Raw genomic sequence first — 20,071 nt, forward strand, 5'->3', positions numbered from 1 at the left:
TCCATGTTGCTTTGTCCGCCCTGCGAAGGATGCGTGCCGTCAGGGTATAAAGCTTGGTTTGCGGCAGCGGAGTCAGGCCCCCAGGTCGGATCGGCAGCCCAATCGACGACAAAATCGCACTTTCCTTCATCTGGAAAACGCCGCAGGGCTGCGTCGGCGGCGGCCCGATTAACATTGAAGATAATTTCGTTACGAGGATTATGCGTGCTGATTCCGAGCTGCACGATTTTGCGTGAGGACTTAATTGCTTCCTGAAAGTTGGCTAAATAACCGACAAATGCCGCCAGCCACGCTGATGCGTCACTCGAACGAAGATCGTTTTGTCCCGCCTGAACGAACAGGATGTTCGGGACATCCTTGAATGCGGCGATTACTGACGATTGTCGGCCGAGCATATCTGCAAGAAGAGCACCATCCGTCGCAAAGCATTGCTGACTAGTCTCATGGATAGCGTTTAGTAGGTAGAGGGTGTGATACGATGTCGTCCTAGCCCCGCCGTTATCGACACTGGAGCTTGAACCTTCAACGATGAGGTGACGGATCAGATGCATTCGGCTTCTCCCAGTTGCAGACCAACGGTGCAGCGCTACGAGAGCATTTGGCCCCACCACCTGCTCGGCTGGAGCGCATGCCCTGCGCTGGTCGCACGACTCTTTGCGCCCTCCCAATAATCTGCTTTAGCGCCCTGTTCTTCTTAAGTGACTTCCATTTGGAACGAGATCGAACTGGGGCGTTTTTGCATAGGAGCCCACAATGAGATCTTCCACATTTCTCTTCGTAGCGGCGCTAGTTTTGACCAGCGCCTCGGCGCTGGCGCAAGCTGGCGGAGGTGGTTCAGGTGGAGCTTCTGGAGGAGGAACAGGCTCAGGCAGCACGGCGGCCGGCTCGATGTCGAGCAGTGGCACCGCGAGCGGTACGGGTGGTTCGCCCGGACCTAACACAAGCAACGCTCTCAACTATCAAACCACGGGAAACCGGCTGGGCAATCCCGCCAGGAATGAGAACAACGGCTCTTCTACCCCCGCCAGCGGCTACGTCACCGATCCTACGATGAACAAGGCTGTGCAGGATTTGGGGAATACGAACACTGGTATTGTAGCGCCGAATCGCTAGGCCTCCCCTCCCACAGTGGACGTTCATCAATTCCGGCTACTTCTCACGAGGATAGACCAATCTCCTGGTGGGTGGACCGTGCCGTCTGCAAACCTTGGGAAAGAAAAAGACCGCCAGAGCAGGGGCCTAACCGCTGATGTACCGCCGCCACGACGCGCAGAACATGTCGGGGCCGAGGAGTTTTGCCAAGTGGTGTACACGATTAACACAATCATTTGCGACAAACGGGTGGCGATTCCCGCCTACGTCGCGGGCAAGTCAAGCCAGGCATAGGCGCTTGAGGTTTTGATTCCAGCGATGAAGCACGTCACTGAACGCCCTTTTGCCAATCCAGAGGCTGCCGCCCGCCAGCTCGTTCAGCTGGCTTCGGGCATTGGGGCAGTACAGGACGGCAGAATCTATATCGAGAAGATCAACTACACGCTCAAGGGAAGCGGCACGGAGTTCGGAGCCGGCATGAAGTCTGCATTCGAGCGCGACTGGTTCGATCTGCACGAGAGCGGCACCTATGTGCGACTCCTGACGCCCGGTAAGGATTTGCTGGCGAAGGCATGAAGTGGTCCGCTTTCGACGAGTCGATCGTGCTGCCAAACCGCGGCAAGTTAGTGACGCTGCTTGACGCTAGTGGCAAGCCGCGATGGACCGTTGATTTTGGTCGCGGAAGGTGGAAGCCGACCATGTTTGCCCGCATCGGTATCATGCGGGCGTTGAACGGGCACTAGAACCACACTGAGGCCGACGCAAGCTGAACAGGATCAATGATCACGGCTGCCCCTGAGGGTCACCAACCTATCGCATGCTGCACATCGCGAAGCACCGTAGCTGTGCTTCGTGTATAGCGGCCATCGTTCCAGCGATGATCCGCTGCATATGCCGCAATCGCAGCAAAGATGATTGCAAATCCGATCTTGCCCATTATCCAACTGCGCTCGCCCGCGCTCAAAATGAACTTCGGGATCAAATTGCTACGCAAGACTGTCGTCTAACGAAAATTTCGATGTGCGCGGAAGTGTATTTCTCACGGAAAAGCCGCAGCGTGGTTCCAGCCCCACTGCGGCATTCCCGGTCAACTTGAAATTGGTTGGTATTTAAATCGCGCCGGTGTTCTCACAGTAGAACACCCCGTTCCGAAAATGGACTCCGGACAACTACCGGATTCCGGCTTTGTACGCATTGTCGATATAGGGCTAACGTGGCATCGCATGGCTTCCAGCCCCCAATGCTCCCGGCAGCCGATCCAATTGCGGATTAGAGCGCCGGGAGTGCTAGGCCAGCCAGCGTGACCGGAGCCCTTAACCCCGCAGTTGAAGGCCGAAGTTTTCCGCCACACGCTTCACCGATGAAATGTATCTATCCAACGCACTCGCAATCTGTACCGCGCCGGCGCCTTCGCGCGACAGAGCGAGCAAGAGTTGCACCTCTGCATCGGTCCATTCTTTGGGTTTGTCGTTTCTCTTCATCCACGCGATGCTTGATGGATCATCAGACTGTTTCAGATAGGAAGAAAGCCCGCCAGGTGCGTTAGCTAGCGGGCTTCCGGCCGAAGGTCGCAGCGAGTTCACCATTGCGACCGACGAATATGAACGCAACTAGGTTTACAGTTTGTTAGCGGCGGCTGCGTGGCTTGTTGCTTGGGACGAGGCCGTGGGGAACTTACGCGGCCTTGTGCTCGAGGTGAGAGCCCGCCAGCTAGCCCGCCTCGGCGGCGCTCTCCCTCAGCATGGATGGCTCAGATTAATCACTAATGCGGGTTTGTGATTTAGATCATATTTCCCTTGCCCGACGGCCCGGTATGATCGGTTCACCGGGGCTGGCTTCATATTTCACTTAGATCTTTTCCACCCGGATTTTTGACCGCGCGGGGCCGCAGCAGGATCTCCCTGCTGTGGCCTTCGCTCGCCGGGGCGCGCCGATGGAATTCCCAAAGATCGATCGCGACACGCTCCGCCTGATCAAAGCGTTCAAAGAGATCAAGAGTCGGGGCACGCGCCGCGCAATTCTCCTGCTTCTTGAGCAGCTAGCCCACAAGGACGGCGGAGCCTCAAACGCCAACCGGAAGGGCCATTAGGCCGTTAGAGGCAGCCTGTGACTCGAAGCCGTCCATCTTCAAATGTGAACTCCGTAAAACTACAGTCTACGAACTGTCATTGCTGCGGTGCACCAACTATGCTTGCTTTTTAGGCACCCTCACCTTCATAAGACACCGTGATCAATTGGATCGGAGATCTCCTCCGGGACTGATCGACCAAGGACCATTTAACATGACCGATTTTTCCAACATTCAGCAGCATCTTACCGCTATTACAACCGCCCAGACCGATTTCGCGAAATCGTCGTTCGAGGCCAGCAAGGCCTATTTCGAGAAGCTTGCAGCCGTGAAGTCCCCCGACAAGTTCACCGAATTGACAACCGAATACGCCAAGTCTGCACAAGAGACGTTCTTCGCTGAAGCGACCAAGATCGGCGAGCTTTACAGGACTTTTGCGCAGGAAGCCTTCAAGCCGATCACCTCAAGCTTTCTGCCCAAGTGACCGCATCGCTCGGCCACTCCGACGCATTGAAGAAGCAGCGATAAGCTGCATCAGGCCCCGGCGGCCAACGACAGTGCTTGGATTACTAACGCAAGTAAGGATTTCGCGCCGTAGCACTTCGATTGTGACACGCTTTGTCCGCGAAATCTGTGCGCTGCAAGATGCGCGAAGGCCGTCAGCTCGAAACCATATGGCAGGTCCCACGAAGCGATCCTGAAACAGAACGGCACTAGCCTTCATCAGGTGGATAGGGGACCTCACGTCATGTGGACGATCATCAACGCACTCTATGAAGAGTACTGCCAGGCTCGCCTCGACGAGATGCTGCGGATCGATGCTGTAAAATAGGCGCTGACTCCGCGCCGTGATGGGCCGAGCGCGAGTTTGGTTCAGCCGCGACAGAACAAATTGGAGGGCAACATGGCGGCATTGACTACCCGTATTTTTCCCAAGGCGTCGGTCGAGACGATTGCTGACTTCGAGGCGTTCTTATCGGTATCTCTATTCTGTTTTGGCGGCTTGCTCGTGTCTGTGAGCATTATTGTTGCCGACAAGTACATGCCGGGCGAGTGGTTCTGACCGAATCGTCCTGACGAAGGCGAACCCCGATGGTGCGTACGATCGTACTTGCCGCATTCTTATTGATGTCGGCTTGCTATGTTGCCGCCGCTCAGCAGACTACGGCCGACCAGTATGCCGACCTGCAGAAGGATTTCGCCGAGGCATACAATCGCAAAGACGTCGATGCCATGGCTGCAGCTTTTAGACGCTATTCGGGTGACGCCAAGCGGTATCTTCGTAGGCCGAGAAGCGATTCGCCCTAACCTGCAGGATGTCGTCAACTTGGACCTGCACGACTACTCGGTCGAGCGCAACGCGGCGCGGTCTTTCGGCAACTTCGTGTTCAATGCTGGCGAGTGGCAGGCCAAGCTCGGCGACCAACCTCTACACGGCTACTATACCGCAATCGTGGTCCGAGACGGTAGCGTGGCGAAGATCATGGAAGAGACCGTGACCATTGCTGCTCCTGGGCAGTGATGAAGCCTTATCATGAGGCGGAGATCGGCATGCTGCGCTGGTTGGCATTGTTCTTCTAGCTGTGCAAACTTGCGGCTCAGTTCACGCCGAACGCCGGATCGCGCTCCTGATAGGCAACTCCGCCATAAGAGCGTTCCTCCGCTCGCGGACCCGGTGAACGACGGCACTTTTGTCGGATGCCGCAGTCATCCCACCGCGGCGGCGGGGGTCTCACAATTGCGCCTGGTGGGGTTGGCATGAGCACGCAGATGATGCTCGGGCGCCAATGATCCTGGTCCCTAGCAGCGATTTGTCGTCATCGTCACGATGAACACTGGTCCCGTCTCACTGACGACGCGAAGTGTTCAACTTTCACCGGTCGTAGCCCATGCTCAACGTCACGGGCAAGCCGAAGGGCCGCTCCCAGGCAGCCTCGTCGTCTTGAGGACTTCGCCCGTATGGTTAGTATGGGGGCGACTTCCTTCAAAGTGAAACTAGTACCTGCGCATTCCATGCAATGCCGAAAGGTTATCGGAATGTTCTGGGACCAGCTGCTAGCAGCCCAATCGTCTCTGCGCCGCTGACATGCTCTCACGCCGCCCCCTGGTCGCGGCGCCCAATACGTACGCAAGATAGTCATCGGCGGCGAGACCGCGTCCGACGGCCGGCAGGTAATCTGGGATGGCATTTCGATCGGCAACGCGATACAGACGAGTGCTTCGATATTGTCTGCGTTCATCGATGTGATATTTTTAGGAGTTCGATCCTTTTGGGGATCGTATGCTGCGTCGCGTTCGCCAGTTTTGTGGGTCCGCTATGGGCGAAATTCGCAACTTCCGATCCGGGAACAACGGTGACCCCCCTTCACACGGCGTGGGGCCTCGCCGTCTGGCAGCGATCATTGTCGGTGACATCGCTTCCTACAGCCGCCTCATGCAGGCTGACGAAGAGGGCACGCACGTCCGCGTCAAGCGGATCGAGCGGGATCTCATCCAGCCCAGCATCGTTGAGCACCATGGGAGCCTGGTGAAGACGACGGGCGATGGCTTCATCGCGATTTTCGACAGTCCGGTCGAGGCCGTGCGATGCAGCATCGTCATCCAGCAGAACCTGATCGGGCGCAACGCCTCGCTTCCGAAGGATACGCGGATCGAGTACCGGATTGGCGTCAATCTGGGCGACGTCATCGTTGAGTCGGACGATATCTACGGGGACGGCGTCAACATCGCCTCACGCATCGAGGGCATCGCAGAGCCTGGTCAGGTCTACATCTCGGGCGCGATCTACGAGCAAATCAAGCACAAGGTGGTGTGCGGCTACGAGTCACTCGGGGACCGGAAGGTCAAGAACATCACCGATCCCGTGCGCGTCTATCGCGTGCTGCCGGATGCAGATGCAGTCGGCAAGACCAAGGGCCGGCGCGAGAATATCTTGATCTTCCTCCTGAGCCTCACGCTGCTGGTCATTGCCACCGGCGTGCTGTGGTACCTGCTGACGCAGGCGCCGGGCAAGGTGAGCGAGCATGCCGCCCTGCCCGCCGCTCCTCCTAACGCTTCTCCTGCCGCATCGCCAAGCCCGCAGCAGCCGCCGCGCGAGGGCGTCGCGCAAAGGCCGCAGCCGTCTCCCTCCTCGGCTTCGTCGCCTCCCTCGCCCGCTCCGCTGCCAAGTCCATCGACAGTTCCCGTCCGCGAACCCGAGATGGTCGCCATTCGCGGCGGCAGCTTTGCAATGGGAAGCAACGACGACCCGACCGAGCGTCCTGTCCATCAGGTGACTGTCAAGCCGTTCTCGATCAGCAAATATCCGGTGACCGTGCAGGAATGGAACGAGTGCGCCGCTGCAAAGGCGTGCGGCTTCACGGCGATCGGCAAGGACGATGCGCCGGTCAGCAATGTGAGCTGGACCGACGCGCAGCAATATGCGGCCTATCTCGCTCAGGCGGCGAAGAAGACTTATCGGCTTCCGAGCGAAGCCGAATGGGAATATGCCGCGCGGGGCGGAACGCAGACCAAATATTGGTGGGGCGACAAGCTCCAGCCGGGCATGGCCGGTTGCAAGGATTGCGGTGATCTCGCGGTCGAGCAGCCGGCGAAGGTCGGCAGCTTCAGGGCGAATCCGTTCGGGCTCCACGACATGGGCGGCGGTGTCGATCAGTGGGTCGAGGACTGCTGGCACAGGACCTATCAGGGCGCGCCCGGCGACGGATCGGCATGGAGCAGCGGGGAGTGCAGCGCTCATGTCCTGCGCTCGGGCTCCTGGAAGAACGATTCACGATATGTGCGGCCATCCAACCGCGATGGCTACGACACCAACGTTCGTTATCCCACGCACGGCTTCCGCGTGGCGCTCAGTCCTTAAGTGGAGGAGTTGGCTTGATGCAGATCCTTCGTTGCGTCGCGCTGACGGCGGCGCTCGCATTGTTTCCGGGTGCAGCCTTTCCGCAAGGCAAGGCAGCTCCCAAGGACGCAAAGCTCTATTTCATCACCCCGCATGACGGGCAGAAGATCCGCGGCGGGTTCTGGGTCCGGTTCGGCTTGCGCAACATGGGAGTGACCCATGCCGGCGACGAGTACCAGAACGCCGGTCACCATCATCTGCTGATCGACGTCAACGACCCCATCGATCCCAAGGAGCCGATCCTGCAGGACAAGTCGCATCTGCATTTCGGGGCGGGACAAACCGAAACGCTGCTCGAACTTCCGCCCGGGACGCACACGCTTCAGCTCGTGCTAGGCGATGCCAAGCATTATCCGTTCGAGCCGCCCATTGTTTCGGAGAAGATCACGATACGGGTCAGGCAGCCCGTGACGGCGAAGTAAATCGCAAGCAGGGTCTAAGGTGTCATTCCACCATTGCCGTCACTGGCCGCCGCTGCTGCGATGCGTATATTTTTAAGGAGATCAGCTTCGAGCGACAGGACTGGCAATGAACCTGCACCCTTGGTGCTTTTCGGCCTGGCAGTCACCCCGATCATTGCGATTTGGCGTGGTTCGCTTTTGAGAGCTTTGAACCTTTTTCGCGATGCGAGCGTCTTATAATTGAAGCTTCCCTAAGCTTCACCCCCACCAGAAAGCCCCGCTTCCCCCGGCGGGGTTTTCGCTTTTGCGCGCTGCATCAACGCACCAAGCTTTCCAAGCGGCACCGCGAGCAAGCTTGGTTCGTTCTACGGCTTACTAGCCGCACCAACACCACTCCTGTTCTTGAAACGTCTTACCCAAATAACGGTCTGTCGCATACGTCATTGTCATCGGCGGTGTACTCATCGTGAAAAGAGCGCTCTTGGCCAAGCGTCGCAGAAGCTGATCGACCTGGAGCTTCCACGCTTTCCAGCGGACTTATCGATTTAGATCCGAGACGCTCGCTGAAACCAGGCTTGGGCCGCCACTAATGACAATCGGCCAAGCGCCAATCTCTAGGTGCAAACCAACTCGTATATTCATTTGCCGATGTGAGCGAGTTCACACGCGCTCCGCGCGTCCGGGCGTATTCAACTTTAGGGGACAAGGGATGGATGAAACGACCACGTCGACAGCACCGTCGGAGGTATCATGCTTCACTATTCATCCGAGTCAGCAGAGCTTCTCAGAGAACACTATCACCCGCACTCGACCACAAAACCGGAGCACGTCAGGGTCACTCCGTCACCGGTTTTGGACAAACATGCCTATGCTAGGGCGTTGGCCGAAGGCTTGCGAGCCTCTACGAAGTTTGGACGCGTGGATGTGCTTGGACCGCGAGCGCTCCGGGAGCCCGTCAGCGGCGTCTATTCGTTGGCGCAATGGCAATCGGGATTCAAGCTCCAGAATGACCGCGGTACATGCTGGGCTTTTGCGGGTGCCGCGGCTTTGGAGGCGGCATATCGACGCAAGTATGGTCTGCTCATCGATGTATCCGAAGAATACATCTTTCATATGGGCAAAGCGTTTGCTTTGAATCGAGACAGCGCGGGGGCGGCAGCGCGTCCGGTAGAGAACAATTCCTCGCTGACCGGTTTCCAAGGCAGTGGAGATATTGCGGAGAAAATTTCGGAGAATGCCTCGCCTCCAGAGGATGCGGCTCCATACTTACAAAATCAGCAGACGTTGTTGGACATCTTACCCGTGTTGGGATTTGCAGGCGAGGAAGCAGTGGCGAGCCAAGAGGACTACGACGCCGTTGAATTTTGCGAACAACACATTCCGCTCCTGGCGCGGGTGAACGCTCGCTACAGAGCGGCGGGTTGGGGGTCTCTTGGCAACAACCCGAGCATCATCGCGCTGGAGAATACCATCCTCGCGGACCGCGAAGTAATCTGCGATGTCTTCCACAAGACTCCGAACATCGGAGGTCACGTGCTTTTGCTGATCGGCTTCGATCGCAATCGACAGGTGTTCTTCGCTAAGAACCACTGGGGCGAAGGCAAATTCATCGAGATCGCCTACAACAACGATCCGAACTGGCAGATTAATTCGGGCTGGTACATCACGGACGTCGTCGATCCAACGTTTGTGCAGAGCGAGGCTTGTTGGCTTGGCAACTGGCATGCAAACGTGGGGAACTCCTCGTTTCGGCTTATCCTGCGGAGGTCTGAGGATTTTGCCAATCCGGGGACGCCGACGAAGCTTGGGACGGCGTACTTTAGCGATGGGCCTCACGACGTGAACGGACTATTTCTAAACGGGGGCGCTCATCTGCGTATGTTTATTGCGCCGACAACCGCCCCAGTTTCCATTGGAACACTGAGCGGCTGGCAGATCGACGCCGACCTAAACTTTTCCGACATCTACAACGCGGCTGGGCAGGCCGGACAAGAGTCTGCCGCACTCTCCCGCTTCAACACACGCTTCGCAGCTCTGTTCGACAAGGGTGACGGATCGGCATGGCAAGCACGGCACGGGATCACCCCAGAGGCCTATCAATCGATTTTTGATTTGCTGGTCAGAGAAGGATACCGGCTGACCAATGTATGCGGATACAGCGAGGGGACGGGCTCCCGGCTCAATGCTGTCTGGCAACTGCGCGATGGCCCCGCATGGCAGGCGCGCCACGGCCTGACTAACGACCAGTACCAATCGACATTCGATGATCTCGTGGCAAAAGGCTACCAACTCGTTTGCGTCAGCGGTTACGCCGAGAACGGACAGGCCCGGTACGCCGCGATCTGGGAACAGCGGACATCTTCTGATTGGGAAGCGCGGCACGGGATGTCGCGGAGCCAATACCAGCAGACCTTCGACCAGATGGCCGCCGACGGCTTCGCGCCCGTGCAAGTTTGCGGTTTCCGGGTCAATGTTGATGTACGTTTCGCAGCGATCTGGGAACGGCGCCCTGGCCTGGAATGGGTTGGTCGGCACGGGTTGACGGCGAGTGAATACCAAAAGACTTTTGATGACCAGAACGCCGCAGGTTTCCGTCTGGTTTCTGTGAGCGGGTATAGTGACACAGGGATCGCTCGCTACGCTGCAATTTGGCACAAGGACCAGCCGGGCGAATGGCAAGCACGGCACGGTCTCGATGGCGTGGCATATCAACAAGCCTTCGACGATCTGTCCCGGCGAGGATTCCGTCCCGTCCAGGTGTGTGGATACGGTGATGGATTTTATCCGGCCTAGACCCGGCGCTGCCGCCGCTCAGCAGCCGACAAGCTCTCGAACTGCGCGGCTAATTGTACCGATCACGCCGGCGAGGCGTAACGCCTCGCCCGCGTGATGATCATGTTACCTTTGCGGCCTGTAAGTGCTCCGGTCTTGACGGCTTGGCAGAAGTCTCGGCTCGGGATGGGTGAAGCAAGCTTTTCCGTATCCGTCTTTGACGTCGATAATTCTGTTCTGACTGAGTAAGTGTCCTCAGCGCACGGGTTGCAGCGAGACTCGCGGTGGTTGCAGAGTTTCAGAAATGGATGCCGACTTACTGCAGCTTCGCCGCGCAAGGGCCAGTAGACTAAAAATAAGCGGCCCGGCTCCGAAGGGTGATGAGCTCCGTCCGAGCCGGAATCTCAGCCAATCTTCATCATAATTTCAGGACAGTGACGCCCGGCCATGGTCTACTGGCAGCGGCTTAGTCGCGAACGCGGTGCCATCCAAGTCCTGGCAACATCGTGTTTGAAGACACTTTTCGAAATTCTCCTTCGAGGCCGACCGGGAGAAGCTAGTGGGGTTGCGAGACCTTCGAAATGTCGTCCGCGTCGCGATGCTTCTTGCCGGAGCCACCTGGGCGACTGTATCCACCTGTCGTGGAGACGACACCTGGCCAGTGCGCAATGTGAAGATCATTGTCCCATTTGCCGCAGGCTCCGCCAACGATGCAAGCGCGCGTTTCTATGCCGACGGTTTGACCAGGCGTTGGGGCAAGCCGGTCATCGTCGAGAACCGGCCCGGCGCCGATGCCGTCGTCGGAGGCGGCGCGTTTGCAAACGCCAGGGACGATCACACCCTTCTCTACGGGACCGCCTCGATGGTCACCGTGAGCCCGCTATTGCAGGACTCGCTTCCCTACGATCCGTCCCGGGACTTGGTACCGATCGCCTCGACAGCTAGTTCGATCCTGGTCATCGCGGTCCACGACGGCCTCCCAGTGCGCTCGCTACAGGAGCTGGCGGAACTGGCCCGAGCGAAGCCCGGTGAATTGTCGTGGAGTTCGGGTCCAAGCCTGCCACACTTCGTGTTCGAAGCAATGCTGGCGCGGCACGGGCTTAAGCAGATCTACATCCCCTATCGGGATGCCTCGGCCCAGCAGGCGGATTTTGGCGAGGGACGCGTGCATATTCTTTCCCACGCCCTGCTGTCGGTGAGAGCTCCTGTCCTTGCGGGCAAGGCGCGGATACTGGCCGTCACAAGTCCCGAACGCCAATCAAGCTTGCCCGACGTGCCGACCGTCGCTGAATCCGGCTTTCCTGAAATGGAAATCGAGGGTCTTGCAGGTCTGTTCGGCTGGCGCGACATGCCGCTGGGGTTGCGCGACCGGATTTCCGCGGACGTGCAGGCGGTGGCCGCCGATCCCTTGGTCCGCTCTCGAATTGAGGCGAGTGGCGCGCAAGTCCTCGGCGGCACACCCACTGAGTTTTCCGCGGCCATTGAACGGCAGCGAACGCGCATCGAGCAGATCAACCGCATCGTCGATTTGAAAAACGTCGCAAGGTAGTGCGGCGCGAGAACAGGGAGGTTGAAATGAAGCTGCGGGCCGCCATTGTCGGCGGAGGAATAGGCGGTCTTTCCGCGGCATGCGCCCTGCGTCGAAGGGGCATCGACGTCATGGTTTTCGAGCAATCCGATGCGCTCGGCGAGATCGGTGCCGGCCTGTCGATCTTTCCGAACGCGCTGCGGCAACTCGAGCGAATGGGGCTGGGACCTGCTCTGGCCAACGTCGGTGCCACGATCGGCGATGCATCACAATACTGCCGCTCCGACGGCACGAGGGTCGGCTCTGTCGTCACGACCGACTCCAGCGGCTGGAATGGGATGTATGGCATGCACAGAGCCGATCTGCTGAATGTGCTCGCGGCAAGCATTCCCAGAGAATCCATTCGAGCCGGCTATCGCTGCATCGAATTCGAGCAGAGCGCGGTCGCGGCGCGATTGAAATTCGCGAATGGGGAAACCTTCGAAGCCGATGTCGTGATCGCTGCCGACGGCATACACTCTGCCTTACAGAAGTATGTGGTCGAGCCGACGCTACCCGAATATTCCGGGGTCCGCTCCTATCGCGGCTTGATTGCCAGCGACAAACTTCCGGGATGGCGAGAGGCAGCTCATCAGGTTTGGATGGGGGACGGGAAGCACTTCATTGTATTTCCGGTGCGCGCCGGCCGGCTGCTGAACTATGTCGGGTTCGTCCCAACCTCCGACGCCAAGGCCGAATCCTGGTCCGCCATCGGAGACCGCGACGAGCTTGCGTCGTCCTTCATCGGATGGGATGCACCTGTCGTGAGACTGCTCGCAGCGGTGGAGAGCTGCTTTTGGTGGGGCTTGTATGACCGCAAGCCCCTGCAATCGTGGACGAACGGGCGGCTCGCGCTGTTGGGTGACGCTGCCCACGCCATGCTTCCGCATCTGGGGCAGGGCGGCAACCAGGCAATCGAAGACGGCATCGCTCTCGCTGTCCTTCTCGAGGGACGAGATCCGGCCGAGGTGCCGGCCATCTTACCGCAGTACGAAACAATGCGCCGCGTCCGGACTGACGTCATTCAGGCGGAGGCACGGAAAAACGGACTGCGTTTTGATTCGAAATATGAAGACCTCGAACAACGCGATCGAGAAGTCGCAAACTCCGCCGCATTCCGCAGATGGCTGTTCGATTATGATGTTCAGAGCGCTGCCATTAGCCAGCGCGCGCACAGTAAAGATTTGCCAGCTCATCGCTGATTGCTGCGATGCGACCAGTCTCTTGGCGACTTTGAGCGCCGTTTCCGCGCCATGCCGCTGCCCGACCAGCGCCAAACCCAAATCCATTCCCGCAGTCACACCCGGCGCGGTGATCAGCCGCCCATCGCGCACATAGATCAAATCAGGCTTTTGGCAACTACCTTATCAGTCGGCCAACTGACTCCATTTGCGACCAAACATTACAAGTCACCGGAATAAGTGGCGAGAGAGGAATCGACCCGGTCTTGGCATTGCACTGCAGTACGCCTTCTGAAGGTCTGCAACAGGTAAACGGTCGTCTGGTTGTCGCAAATCGATGTACCTAGAGCGCCGAGGCCTTGAACCGGCGGATTTTTGCTTCGGCGCCAGCGTATTCGCGGGTTTTTGGGGCCTGCTAGGTTCTGTCAGCCCGGCTTCGGTCATACGATACTCGACACCTTCGCCCGTTGAGCGTTGCTCCATCCATCCGTTTCGCAAAAAGAGCGAGCGTTGTTCCGGGTTGATCGGGAAGCTTCGAAAACACATCCAATCGCGGTCACGAAGAGGATCGAGCTTTTGCCGGTGATACTGATTAAAGATCGGCCTGCGCTTTTCCTGCTGACCGATGTCTTGACGTGTCGTTTCAAGCGGGCGTTCTGTCTGCTCCGCAGGGTTTACATCGCCAGATAGCGCCTTCGAATATCGTCATTTCCTGAAAGGCCTGTCGTGCTTTCACGATGTACGACTTTGCCCTTATCGATGACGAGCGCCTCCTGTGCAATCCGCAGGCAGAAATGCATGTTCTGTTCAGCCAGCAAAATCGTGGCGCCGCCCGCGCCCAATTCTCGCAAGACCCTGCTGATGTCGGCCACAATGATCGGCGCCAGCCCTTCGCTAGGCTCGTCAAGCAGCAGGACCAGCGGGTTTCCCATCAGCGCACGGGCGATCACCAGCAGCTGTTGCTCGCCACCGGAAAGGCGGCCTGCCTGGCGGGATCGAAGCCTTGTAAGAAGCGGGAACGTTTCCCAGATCCGCGGCAGCGTCCAGTCACGCCGGCCGCCAGGGCCGCTCTTAGCCGCGATCTGGAGGTTGTCCTCCACACTGTGCTCGGGGAATACTTGCCGGTCTTCCGGCACATAAGCCATTCCCAGCTGCGCGCGCGCGTGAGGCGGTGCGTGCGTGATGTCGCGGCCAGCGAAGAAGATGCGTCCGCTGCGCACCGGGACAATGCCAGCGAGCGCCTTCATTGTCGTGCTCTTGCCCGCGCCATTTCGGCCGAGCAGCGCTAGTGTACGCTTTTCCTGGAGCGCAGCATCGACGCCGAATAGGATCTGGCTCGCGCCGTAGAACACGCTTACGCCCTCCGCACGCAAGAGCTCGGTCAAGTCGCGTTCTCCTCTGCCCCAAGATAGGCGTCGATGACAGCCTGGTTGTTGCGGATCTGGTCTGGGGTGCCCTCGGCCAGCACCTTGCCGTAGCAGAGCACGCGAATGCTGCTGGCAACCTTGAAGACGATATCCATGTCGTGCTCGATGAAAATAAGTGTCAGCTTTCGGCGTTCCCAAAGTGCGCGAACGCGGTCAATCATGCGCCAGCGTTCGTCCGGGCCCATGCCAGCCGTAGGTTCATCGAGCAACAGCACTTTGGGCTCCAACGCGAGCGCAATAGCGATATCAAGCAGCTTCTGATCGCCATGCGAGAGGATGTTCGCCTCGACATCGGCAACATCGGTCAACCCGACGAACTCCATCACATCGTCCGCACGCTCGCGCATGCCGGAGGACGGAAAGCGATGAGACAGGCTGGCCCAGCGGCCGGCGTGGGCCGTGACCGCAGCCATCAAGTTCGCGCGCACAGTCATGGTCGGAAAACAACTCGCGACCTGGAAGGCACGCCCAATGCCCCGCCGCATGCGTTCCGTCTTGGAGAGCTGGAGAATGTCCTCACGGTCAAGCAGCACCTCGCCAGAATCGGCCATGAACGCGCCGCTGATCAGGTTGAAGAAGGTGGTCTTGCCGGCCCCGTTTGGTCCGATAACAGCTGATAAGCTGCCGGAGGGAAAGGCAAGCGACACGTCGTCGATCGCGCGTACGCCGCCGAATGACTTGGTGAGATGATTGATCTCAACATTCATCGCGCGCGCTTGCTCCAGACGAGGTGGATGAAATCGAGTACGCCTCGGCGCAGGCCAAGCGCGAATGCGAGGATCACGATGCCCAGAACAAGTCCGTGATACTCCGTGAACCGCTGCACTAGATCGTTCAGCGCGAGCAGGATCATCGCGCCCAGCACGGGCCCAAGAAAGCTGTTGATGCCTCCCAGCATGACCGCAAAAATGGCCTGGCCCGAGTTGGGCCAATCGGCCAGCTCGGGATAGGCGCCTGATACGAACAGGGCCGCCAGCACGCCTCCCATCCCGGCGAAGCCGCCCGCGATCGTGAAGGCTAGCAGCCGGGCGCGCCACAGGACGATGCCGACAAAGCTGGCGCGTTCCGCATTGTCGCGGATCATGCGCAACGTATTCCCAAACGGACTCATCGAGACATGGCGGAGCGCCAACAATCCGAGCACGGCTACGATGGCGCAGAACTGGTATAGATGAAGCTGCGAGCCCAGGTCGAAACCAAAGATGTGGCGGCGAGGAATACCACCGCGCAACCCCTGATCACCTCCGGTCAGGCTCTGCCATGAGACAATAACGCTGAAGAAGAGCATCTGCACCGCGAGGGTGATGAAAGCGAAATAGTCCGTGCTTAGTCGGACGCAGATTGCGCCAACCACGAGAGCGGCGATGGTCGTCAGAGCCACCGCGAATAGCGCCGCGACGGGCAGAGACAATTCCGTCAACTGCATCGTGAGGCCAAATGCATAGGCGCCGAAGCCATAGAACATCCCGTGGCCGAATGAGACCATTCCTGTGGTGCCGACCAGCAGATTCAGCGACGTCGCGAACAGCGCCATCGCGCTGAGACGGATAATGAAGTCCTCGAAGGCCGGGCTACGGTGCAAGATTGGGATCGCGAGCAGCAAGATAAGCACGATCGCGGCGAACAGGGCATCGCGCGAGGCGGGATTGCGCTTCATAGGGGGCGGCCGAACAGTCCCTGCGGGCGCAGGACCAAGATACCAATCATGACGATGTAGATAAGCCCATCTGTGAAGCCGGGGAAGCCGATCGTGCCGAAGCCTCGAACGAGCCCGATGACGAGCGCCGCTACCATCGCGCCTGCGATCGAGCCCATACCGCCGATCACAGTGACGATGAATCCCTCGATCAGGATCGAGAAGCCCATGCCGGGCGAAAGCGAGCGAACGGGACCCGCGAGCGCGCCTGCGAGGCCAGCGAGCCCGCCGCCGATCGCAAAGACGATCGCGAATAGCACCGTCGTATTGACCCCCAGCGCCGAGACCATCTGCGGATTGACCGCCGCGGCCCGAACTGTCTTGCCGAGGCGCGTTCTGGACAGCCCGAGGCTGAGCACGATGGCGATCAGCGCAGCTATTCCGATCAGCACGGCGTAAAACGGGGGCACGACGCCGCCTGCAATGAACAGCGGCGGGACCTGAAAGGCTGCCGGCATTCCCATGGCGCGGAACTCGGGCCCCCAGACAATCTTGACGATGTCGTCGAAGATCAGCACCACCGCGTAGCACACCAGAAGCTGCATAAGCACGTTGCTGCCGTAGACCCTGCTCATCAGCACGCGTTCGAAGAGCACGCCGAACAAGGCCATGGCCACCGCACCCGCCAACACGGCGAGCGCGTAACTATCCGTCGCGGCATATGCACTGTAAGCTACATAGCCGCCCAGCATGTAGAAGGTGCCGTGGGCGAAGTTGACGATCTTGAGAACGCCGAAGATCAGCGTCAAGCCGGCAGCCACCAGGAACAACAGCATGCCCACGATCAGGCCGCTGGTGGCCTGCGTCACCACACAGGCGGGGGTCGTGAAACATGCGCCGAGCGCGTTGAAGTCCATCGATCGTCAGCTATAATTCTGCTGCTTCTTCCACTCCGTCTCAAGTTCGATGATCTTGCCCCAATCGGCGGGTTTGATGTCGGTGATGAACGGATCCTTCGGAATGGTCTGTCCCCACCCGATCGCATAGCCGATCGTGGTGTGATCGTCCCGCATGGTGATGGTGCCGTCGGCGCCAAAGGGCGAATTGATCTTCAGTCCCGTCAGGGCAGCCGCTATCGCCTTGCCGTCCAGAGAATTGGCCTTCTTGATGGCCGCCTCATAGAAGTGCATGGCGACCGAATTCTGCCAGGACCAATTAGTCGGCCGTTCGTTCCACCTTTTGAAGTACGCCTGACCCCATTCCTTGTTCGCCGGCGTATCCGGGAATGTCTCAAGATAACGCGTGGCCGACTGGATGCCCGCGGGCAGGTTTTTGATCGCAGCCAGCACTGGATAGTCGACGTTCGGAGTTGCGACGGTCATCTGCCCGAACAGAGCATAGACATTCCCCTGGTTCACGAACGCCGAGAGATCGCCGGCATACAGCAGTGTGAACAGCGCCTGCGGCTTGGCCTGGATAAGCTTGGTAATCACTTCGGTGAAGTCCGGCTGGCCGAGTTTGGGCCAGGCCTCGGTTACGACCTCGACATCCGGTTTGAACTTCTTGAAGAACTGCAGATACTGCGCCGTCGTGTCGCGCCCATAGGCGTAGTCCGGTGAGCAAGTCGCCCATTTGTTGATTTTCTTGGCATTGGCGAAGTCGGCGAGGTAGAGGCTGCCGGCGACAGCATCGTGCACGCCCTGACGCGCCACGCGAAATGCGGTGGGCACCCGGATCTTCGGATCTGCGGTGAGCGATGACGTCTCGCTGTTGGTGTGAATGCAGGCCACATTGAGGTCGCGCATAACCTCCTGCACCGCGAATGAGGCGGACGACGCTTCCGCATCGACCAGCAGCTCGCAGCCTGCAGTGTTCACCAGTTCACGTGCGACGCGCGCGGCTTCCTGCGGCTGGCCTTTGGAATCCCGGAATACGAACTCGATTTGCCGGCCCAGGAAGCCGCCAGCGGCATTGATGCGATCTTGCTCGATTAGGAGCGAGTTGCGCGAAGAGGTGCCGAGCAGCGCGATGGGTCCCGATAGGATGCTTTGCATGCCTATGCGGAGAGCATTTGCCTGTGCCCTGGCTACCCATGGGGCGGCCACCAAAGCAGCCGTGCCACCGGCCAAAAACGTGCGACGCGTGACGGGTCCGCTCATCGAACTGCACCTCCCTGTGATCCGGCTGTTGAACCAACCAGTCGTGTTGTGCCCCGACTGTAGATCGGCGAGGCCATGCTGATCAAGCGACATAAAGGTGGAGCGAGGCCGGAGCCTCGGTATGGGCATTGTACCTTCCGGTAGAGTTGGGCGCCGCCTTGCTGCTCAATATACGTCACGGGATCGTCCCGCGATGCGCTGGTGCCGCGCTATCCACCCTGCCCATTCCGCTCATCGCAAGGACTTTCGCGAAGCGGATCCGGTTCGGGAATGAACGACGACATAGCGATCGCAAGATGAGCGCACGGCGCCTGTCGCCCGAGGTGTTTAGCGCGAAGGAAGGACGTCTACTCGCGGTCCCACACGTCGAGCTCATCCAGCGCGGGTCATTTCCCTTCCAACCTAACTGCGGACAGATGGCGACCCGGGAGAACTCAGACGCAAATGATATGTGACGCAGCTCCGCTCACCAGGAGCGATCTACGGCAGTACGCGGGTCATTTCGAGCCGACGAGCGAGATATACGGACGGTTCGCTCGCACAAGGCGGACGCCCCTTGCCAGCCTTCGGGAACGAGCGCATCCTACTATGTTACTTCATAATAACAAAAGGAGGAAACATGACATACGACTTTTCGCGACGCTCCTTGCTTGCTCTCGGCGCAGGATTGGGCGCATCGACCGTGCTGGGCAGTAACGCTTTTGCGCGAGCACCCAAGCTTGGGACGCAGCCAGCTTATTTCTATCGCTTCGGTCTTGGAGACGCCGAAGTGACGGTCGTTTCTGACGGTCCGCTGCCACTCGGTCCTCCGAAAGGGACCTTCATCGGCGTGCCTGATGAAGAAGTGAAGAAGATGCTGAGCGACAATTTCCTCTCACCAGAAAATGTGGTGCTGGAGCAGAATTCGCCAATCGTGAATATGGGTGACAGGCTAGTTCTGTTCGACACAGGCATGGGAACGTCTAAGGCCTTCGGACCGACCACCGGCCGTCAGCAGAAGAGTATGGCAGAGGCTGGCATTAAACCAGCCGACATAGACGCCGTGGTCTTATCACACGCGCACATCGATCATATCGGCGGCATTGTGGACGCGGACGGCAAGCCATTATTCCCCAACGCACAGTACTACATAGCTCAGAGCGATTTCGATTTCTGGACCGATGAAGGCAAGCTTGGCAGTCCATTGAAGGACTTTGTCGTTCATGCACGCAAGAACTTACTGCCGGTACGAGATCGCCTTGTGTTCTTCAAGGACGGTCAGGAATTCCTTCCCGGCGTGCAGGCCATGGCAGCTCCTGGCCACACCGTAGGTCACACAATCTTCATGGTCTCGTCGGCAGGGAAATCGTTCGCCTTCCTCGGTGATCTTACTCACCATCCGATACTGCTGCTTGAAAAACCGCGGATGCAGTTCTCGTACGACACCGATCCGCAGCAGGCAGCTGAAAGCCGGGTCAAACTGCTGGATATGATTGCTGCAAATATGATTCCTGTGATGTCCTATCATTTTGCCTGGCCAGGTTACGGCCATATCGCCAAGACATCGGAGGGCTTCCACTATTACCCGGAAGCGATGAGCTTGAATCTCTGAACTCCGAGCGCAGACAAAAGAGACGACCTCCAAAGCAAACTCTAGCCCCGGACTTGACGGGGCATTTTTGCGCCTTGTCTCTGACGAGAACGGTGTCGGACTGCGATGTGGCCTTCGAGCCAGACTCGGACGTGTTAGTGAAAATCACGACGCCCGATAATGGTCCTCGCAGACAATGCTGGAGCTCAACCTGCGCAGGCTTGTGCTCCGCACATCGCGACTTAGAAGAACATCGGCTTTGGCGTCAACCTTGTCCACCGCATCACCCCAGGATTTTCC

18 protein-coding genes and 1 pseudogene are annotated in these 20,071 nt (G+C 58.8%); 11 read left to right on the forward strand and 8 right to left on the reverse strand.

All coding sequences use genetic code 11. From position 1 onward, the window contains the following. Nucleotides 1-551: SGNH/GDSL hydrolase family protein (locus tag AC0L3U_RS34230; RefSeq protein ID WP_473364694.1), on the reverse strand; the 551-nt coding region annotated here is incomplete at its 3' end. Between the two features lie 859 nt (nucleotides 552-1,410). Between AC0L3U_RS34230 and AC0L3U_RS34235 the strand changes: the two genes are divergently transcribed. Further along, entirely contained in the window at nucleotides 1,411-1,668 is a 258-nt protein-coding gene (locus tag AC0L3U_RS34235; RefSeq protein ID WP_473364695.1) for a hypothetical protein, read from the forward strand. A 737-nt stretch (nucleotides 1,669-2,405) separates the two neighbouring features. Here AC0L3U_RS34235 and AC0L3U_RS34240 read toward each other — a convergent pair. Continuing rightward, a complete protein-coding gene (locus AC0L3U_RS34240) occupies nucleotides 2,406-2,573 on the reverse strand; it encodes a hypothetical protein (protein ID WP_155809755.1) in 168 nt (55 codons plus the stop codon). Between the two features lie 801 nt (nucleotides 2,574-3,374). On the opposite strand from AC0L3U_RS34240, the gene AC0L3U_RS34245 reads away from it, so the two are divergent. From AC0L3U_RS34245 to AC0L3U_RS34285, 9 genes are all read left to right on the forward strand, one after another. Continuing rightward, on the forward strand, nucleotides 3,375-3,644 hold the full coding sequence (locus AC0L3U_RS34245) for a phasin family protein (protein WP_051462794.1): 270 nt from the start codon (nucleotides 3,375-3,377) through the stop codon (nucleotides 3,642-3,644). A gap of 420 nt (nucleotides 3,645-4,064) precedes the next feature. Further along, a complete protein-coding gene (locus AC0L3U_RS34250; RefSeq protein WP_197031148.1) occupies nucleotides 4,065-4,223 on the forward strand; it encodes a hypothetical protein in 159 nt (52 codons plus the stop codon). 29 nt (nucleotides 4,224-4,252) lie between these two features. Then, entirely contained in the window at nucleotides 4,253-4,468 is a 216-nt protein-coding gene (locus AC0L3U_RS34255) for a hypothetical protein (protein WP_473364696.1), read from the forward strand. Nucleotides 4,469-4,487: 19 nt separating this feature from the next. Beyond that, complete coding sequence (locus AC0L3U_RS34260; RefSeq protein WP_473364697.1) at nucleotides 4,488-4,682, forward strand: hypothetical protein; 195 nt, start codon at nucleotides 4,488-4,490, stop codon at nucleotides 4,680-4,682. Nucleotides 4,683-5,477: 795 nt separating this feature from the next. Then, nucleotides 5,478-7,019: an SUMF1/EgtB/PvdO family nonheme iron enzyme gene (locus AC0L3U_RS34265; protein WP_473364698.1), complete on the forward strand. Its 1,542-nt coding sequence runs from the start codon at nucleotides 5,478-5,480 to the stop codon at nucleotides 7,017-7,019. A 17-nt stretch (nucleotides 7,020-7,036) separates the two neighbouring features. Continuing rightward, the gene (locus AC0L3U_RS34270) at nucleotides 7,037-7,480 is read left to right on the forward strand and encodes a DUF4399 domain-containing protein (protein ID WP_473364699.1); all 444 of its coding nucleotides are present in this window, start codon (nucleotides 7,037-7,039) and stop codon (nucleotides 7,478-7,480) included. A 729-nt stretch (nucleotides 7,481-8,209) separates the two neighbouring features. Next, on the forward strand, nucleotides 8,210-10,252 hold the full coding sequence (locus AC0L3U_RS34275) for a hypothetical protein (RefSeq protein WP_473364700.1): 2,043 nt from the start codon (nucleotides 8,210-8,212) through the stop codon (nucleotides 10,250-10,252). Between the two features lie 640 nt (nucleotides 10,253-10,892). Further along, nucleotides 10,893-11,780, forward strand: coding sequence for a Bug family tripartite tricarboxylate transporter substrate binding protein (locus AC0L3U_RS34280; RefSeq protein ID WP_473364701.1), 888 nt, complete (start codon nucleotides 10,893-10,895; stop codon nucleotides 11,778-11,780). 26 nt (nucleotides 11,781-11,806) lie between these two features. After that, nucleotides 11,807-13,000 carry an FAD-dependent monooxygenase gene (locus AC0L3U_RS34285; protein WP_456768627.1) on the forward strand — a complete coding sequence of 398 codons (1,194 nt, stop codon included), beginning with the start codon at nucleotides 11,807-11,809 and terminating at the stop codon, nucleotides 12,998-13,000. On the opposite strand, the pseudogene AC0L3U_RS34290 reads toward AC0L3U_RS34285, so the two are convergent. The 6 genes and pseudogenes from AC0L3U_RS34290 to AC0L3U_RS34315 all read right to left on the reverse strand — a co-directional run. Continuing rightward, nucleotides 13,001-13,150, reverse strand: a pseudogene (locus AC0L3U_RS34290) (AraC family transcriptional regulator); the annotation flags it as partial. 503 nt (nucleotides 13,151-13,653) lie between these two features. Then, complete coding sequence (locus AC0L3U_RS34295; RefSeq protein WP_456768622.1) at nucleotides 13,654-14,364, reverse strand: ABC transporter ATP-binding protein; 711 nt, start codon at nucleotides 14,362-14,364, stop codon at nucleotides 13,654-13,656. Then, nucleotides 14,361-15,113 carry an ABC transporter ATP-binding protein gene (locus AC0L3U_RS34300; protein ID WP_473364702.1) on the reverse strand — a complete coding sequence of 251 codons (753 nt, stop codon included), beginning with the start codon at nucleotides 15,111-15,113 and terminating at the stop codon, nucleotides 14,361-14,363. Before AC0L3U_RS34300 ends, AC0L3U_RS34295 begins: the two co-directional genes overlap by 4 nt. Then, on the reverse strand, nucleotides 15,110-16,063 hold the full coding sequence (locus AC0L3U_RS34305) for a branched-chain amino acid ABC transporter permease (protein WP_456768620.1): 954 nt from the start codon (nucleotides 16,061-16,063) through the stop codon (nucleotides 15,110-15,112). The genes AC0L3U_RS34300 and AC0L3U_RS34305 overlap by 4 nt, the downstream gene beginning before the upstream one ends. After that, nucleotides 16,060-16,959 (reverse strand): branched-chain amino acid ABC transporter permease, encoded by a 900-nt coding sequence (locus AC0L3U_RS34310; RefSeq protein WP_027567913.1) that lies wholly within the window; start codon nucleotides 16,957-16,959, stop codon nucleotides 16,060-16,062. The genes AC0L3U_RS34305 and AC0L3U_RS34310 overlap by 4 nt, the downstream gene beginning before the upstream one ends. A gap of 6 nt (nucleotides 16,960-16,965) precedes the next feature. Next, nucleotides 16,966-18,201, reverse strand: coding sequence for an ABC transporter substrate-binding protein (locus AC0L3U_RS34315; protein WP_456768619.1), 1,236 nt, complete (start codon nucleotides 18,199-18,201; stop codon nucleotides 16,966-16,968). Nucleotides 18,202-18,820: 619 nt separating this feature from the next. Between AC0L3U_RS34315 and AC0L3U_RS34320 the strand changes: the two genes are divergently transcribed. Further along, nucleotides 18,821-19,792, forward strand: coding sequence for an MBL fold metallo-hydrolase (locus AC0L3U_RS34320; RefSeq protein WP_456768618.1), 972 nt, complete (start codon nucleotides 18,821-18,823; stop codon nucleotides 19,790-19,792). Nucleotides 19,793-20,071: the final 279 nt, after the last annotated feature.

This window comes from Bradyrhizobium sp. Kon69 (assembly GCF_055807515.1).

Excerpts from the sequence above, each read along its gene's own strand:
- AC0L3U_RS34235 (WP_473364695.1), top strand. The coding sequence starts at position 1,411 with ATGAAGCACGTCACTGAACGCCCTTTTGCCAATCCAGAGGCTGCCGCC.
- AC0L3U_RS34240 (WP_155809755.1), bottom strand. The coding sequence starts at position 2,573 with ATGAAGAGAAACGACAAACCCAAAGAATGGACCGATGCAGAGGTGCAA.
- AC0L3U_RS34245 (WP_051462794.1), top strand. The coding sequence starts at position 3,375 with ATGACCGATTTTTCCAACATTCAGCAGCATCTTACCGCTATTACAACC.
- AC0L3U_RS34250 (WP_197031148.1), top strand. The coding sequence starts at position 4,065 with ATGGCGGCATTGACTACCCGTATTTTTCCCAAGGCGTCGGTCGAGACG.
- AC0L3U_RS34255 (WP_473364696.1), top strand. The coding sequence starts at position 4,253 with ATGGTGCGTACGATCGTACTTGCCGCATTCTTATTGATGTCGGCTTGC.
- AC0L3U_RS34265 (WP_473364698.1), top strand. The coding sequence starts at position 5,478 with ATGGGCGAAATTCGCAACTTCCGATCCGGGAACAACGGTGACCCCCCT.
- AC0L3U_RS34270 (WP_473364699.1), top strand. The coding sequence starts at position 7,037 with ATGCAGATCCTTCGTTGCGTCGCGCTGACGGCGGCGCTCGCATTGTTT.
- AC0L3U_RS34275 (WP_473364700.1), top strand. The coding sequence starts at position 8,210 with ATGCTTCACTATTCATCCGAGTCAGCAGAGCTTCTCAGAGAACACTAT.
- AC0L3U_RS34285 (WP_456768627.1), top strand. The coding sequence starts at position 11,807 with ATGAAGCTGCGGGCCGCCATTGTCGGCGGAGGAATAGGCGGTCTTTCC.
- AC0L3U_RS34300 (WP_473364702.1), bottom strand. The coding sequence starts at position 15,113 with ATGAATGTTGAGATCAATCATCTCACCAAGTCATTCGGCGGCGTACGC.
- AC0L3U_RS34305 (WP_456768620.1), bottom strand. The coding sequence starts at position 16,063 with ATGAAGCGCAATCCCGCCTCGCGCGATGCCCTGTTCGCCGCGATCGTG.
- AC0L3U_RS34310 (WP_027567913.1), bottom strand. The coding sequence starts at position 16,959 with ATGGACTTCAACGCGCTCGGCGCATGTTTCACGACCCCCGCCTGTGTG.
- AC0L3U_RS34315 (WP_456768619.1), bottom strand. The coding sequence starts at position 18,201 with ATGAGCGGACCCGTCACGCGTCGCACGTTTTTGGCCGGTGGCACGGCT.
- AC0L3U_RS34320 (WP_456768618.1), top strand. The coding sequence starts at position 18,821 with ATGACATACGACTTTTCGCGACGCTCCTTGCTTGCTCTCGGCGCAGGA.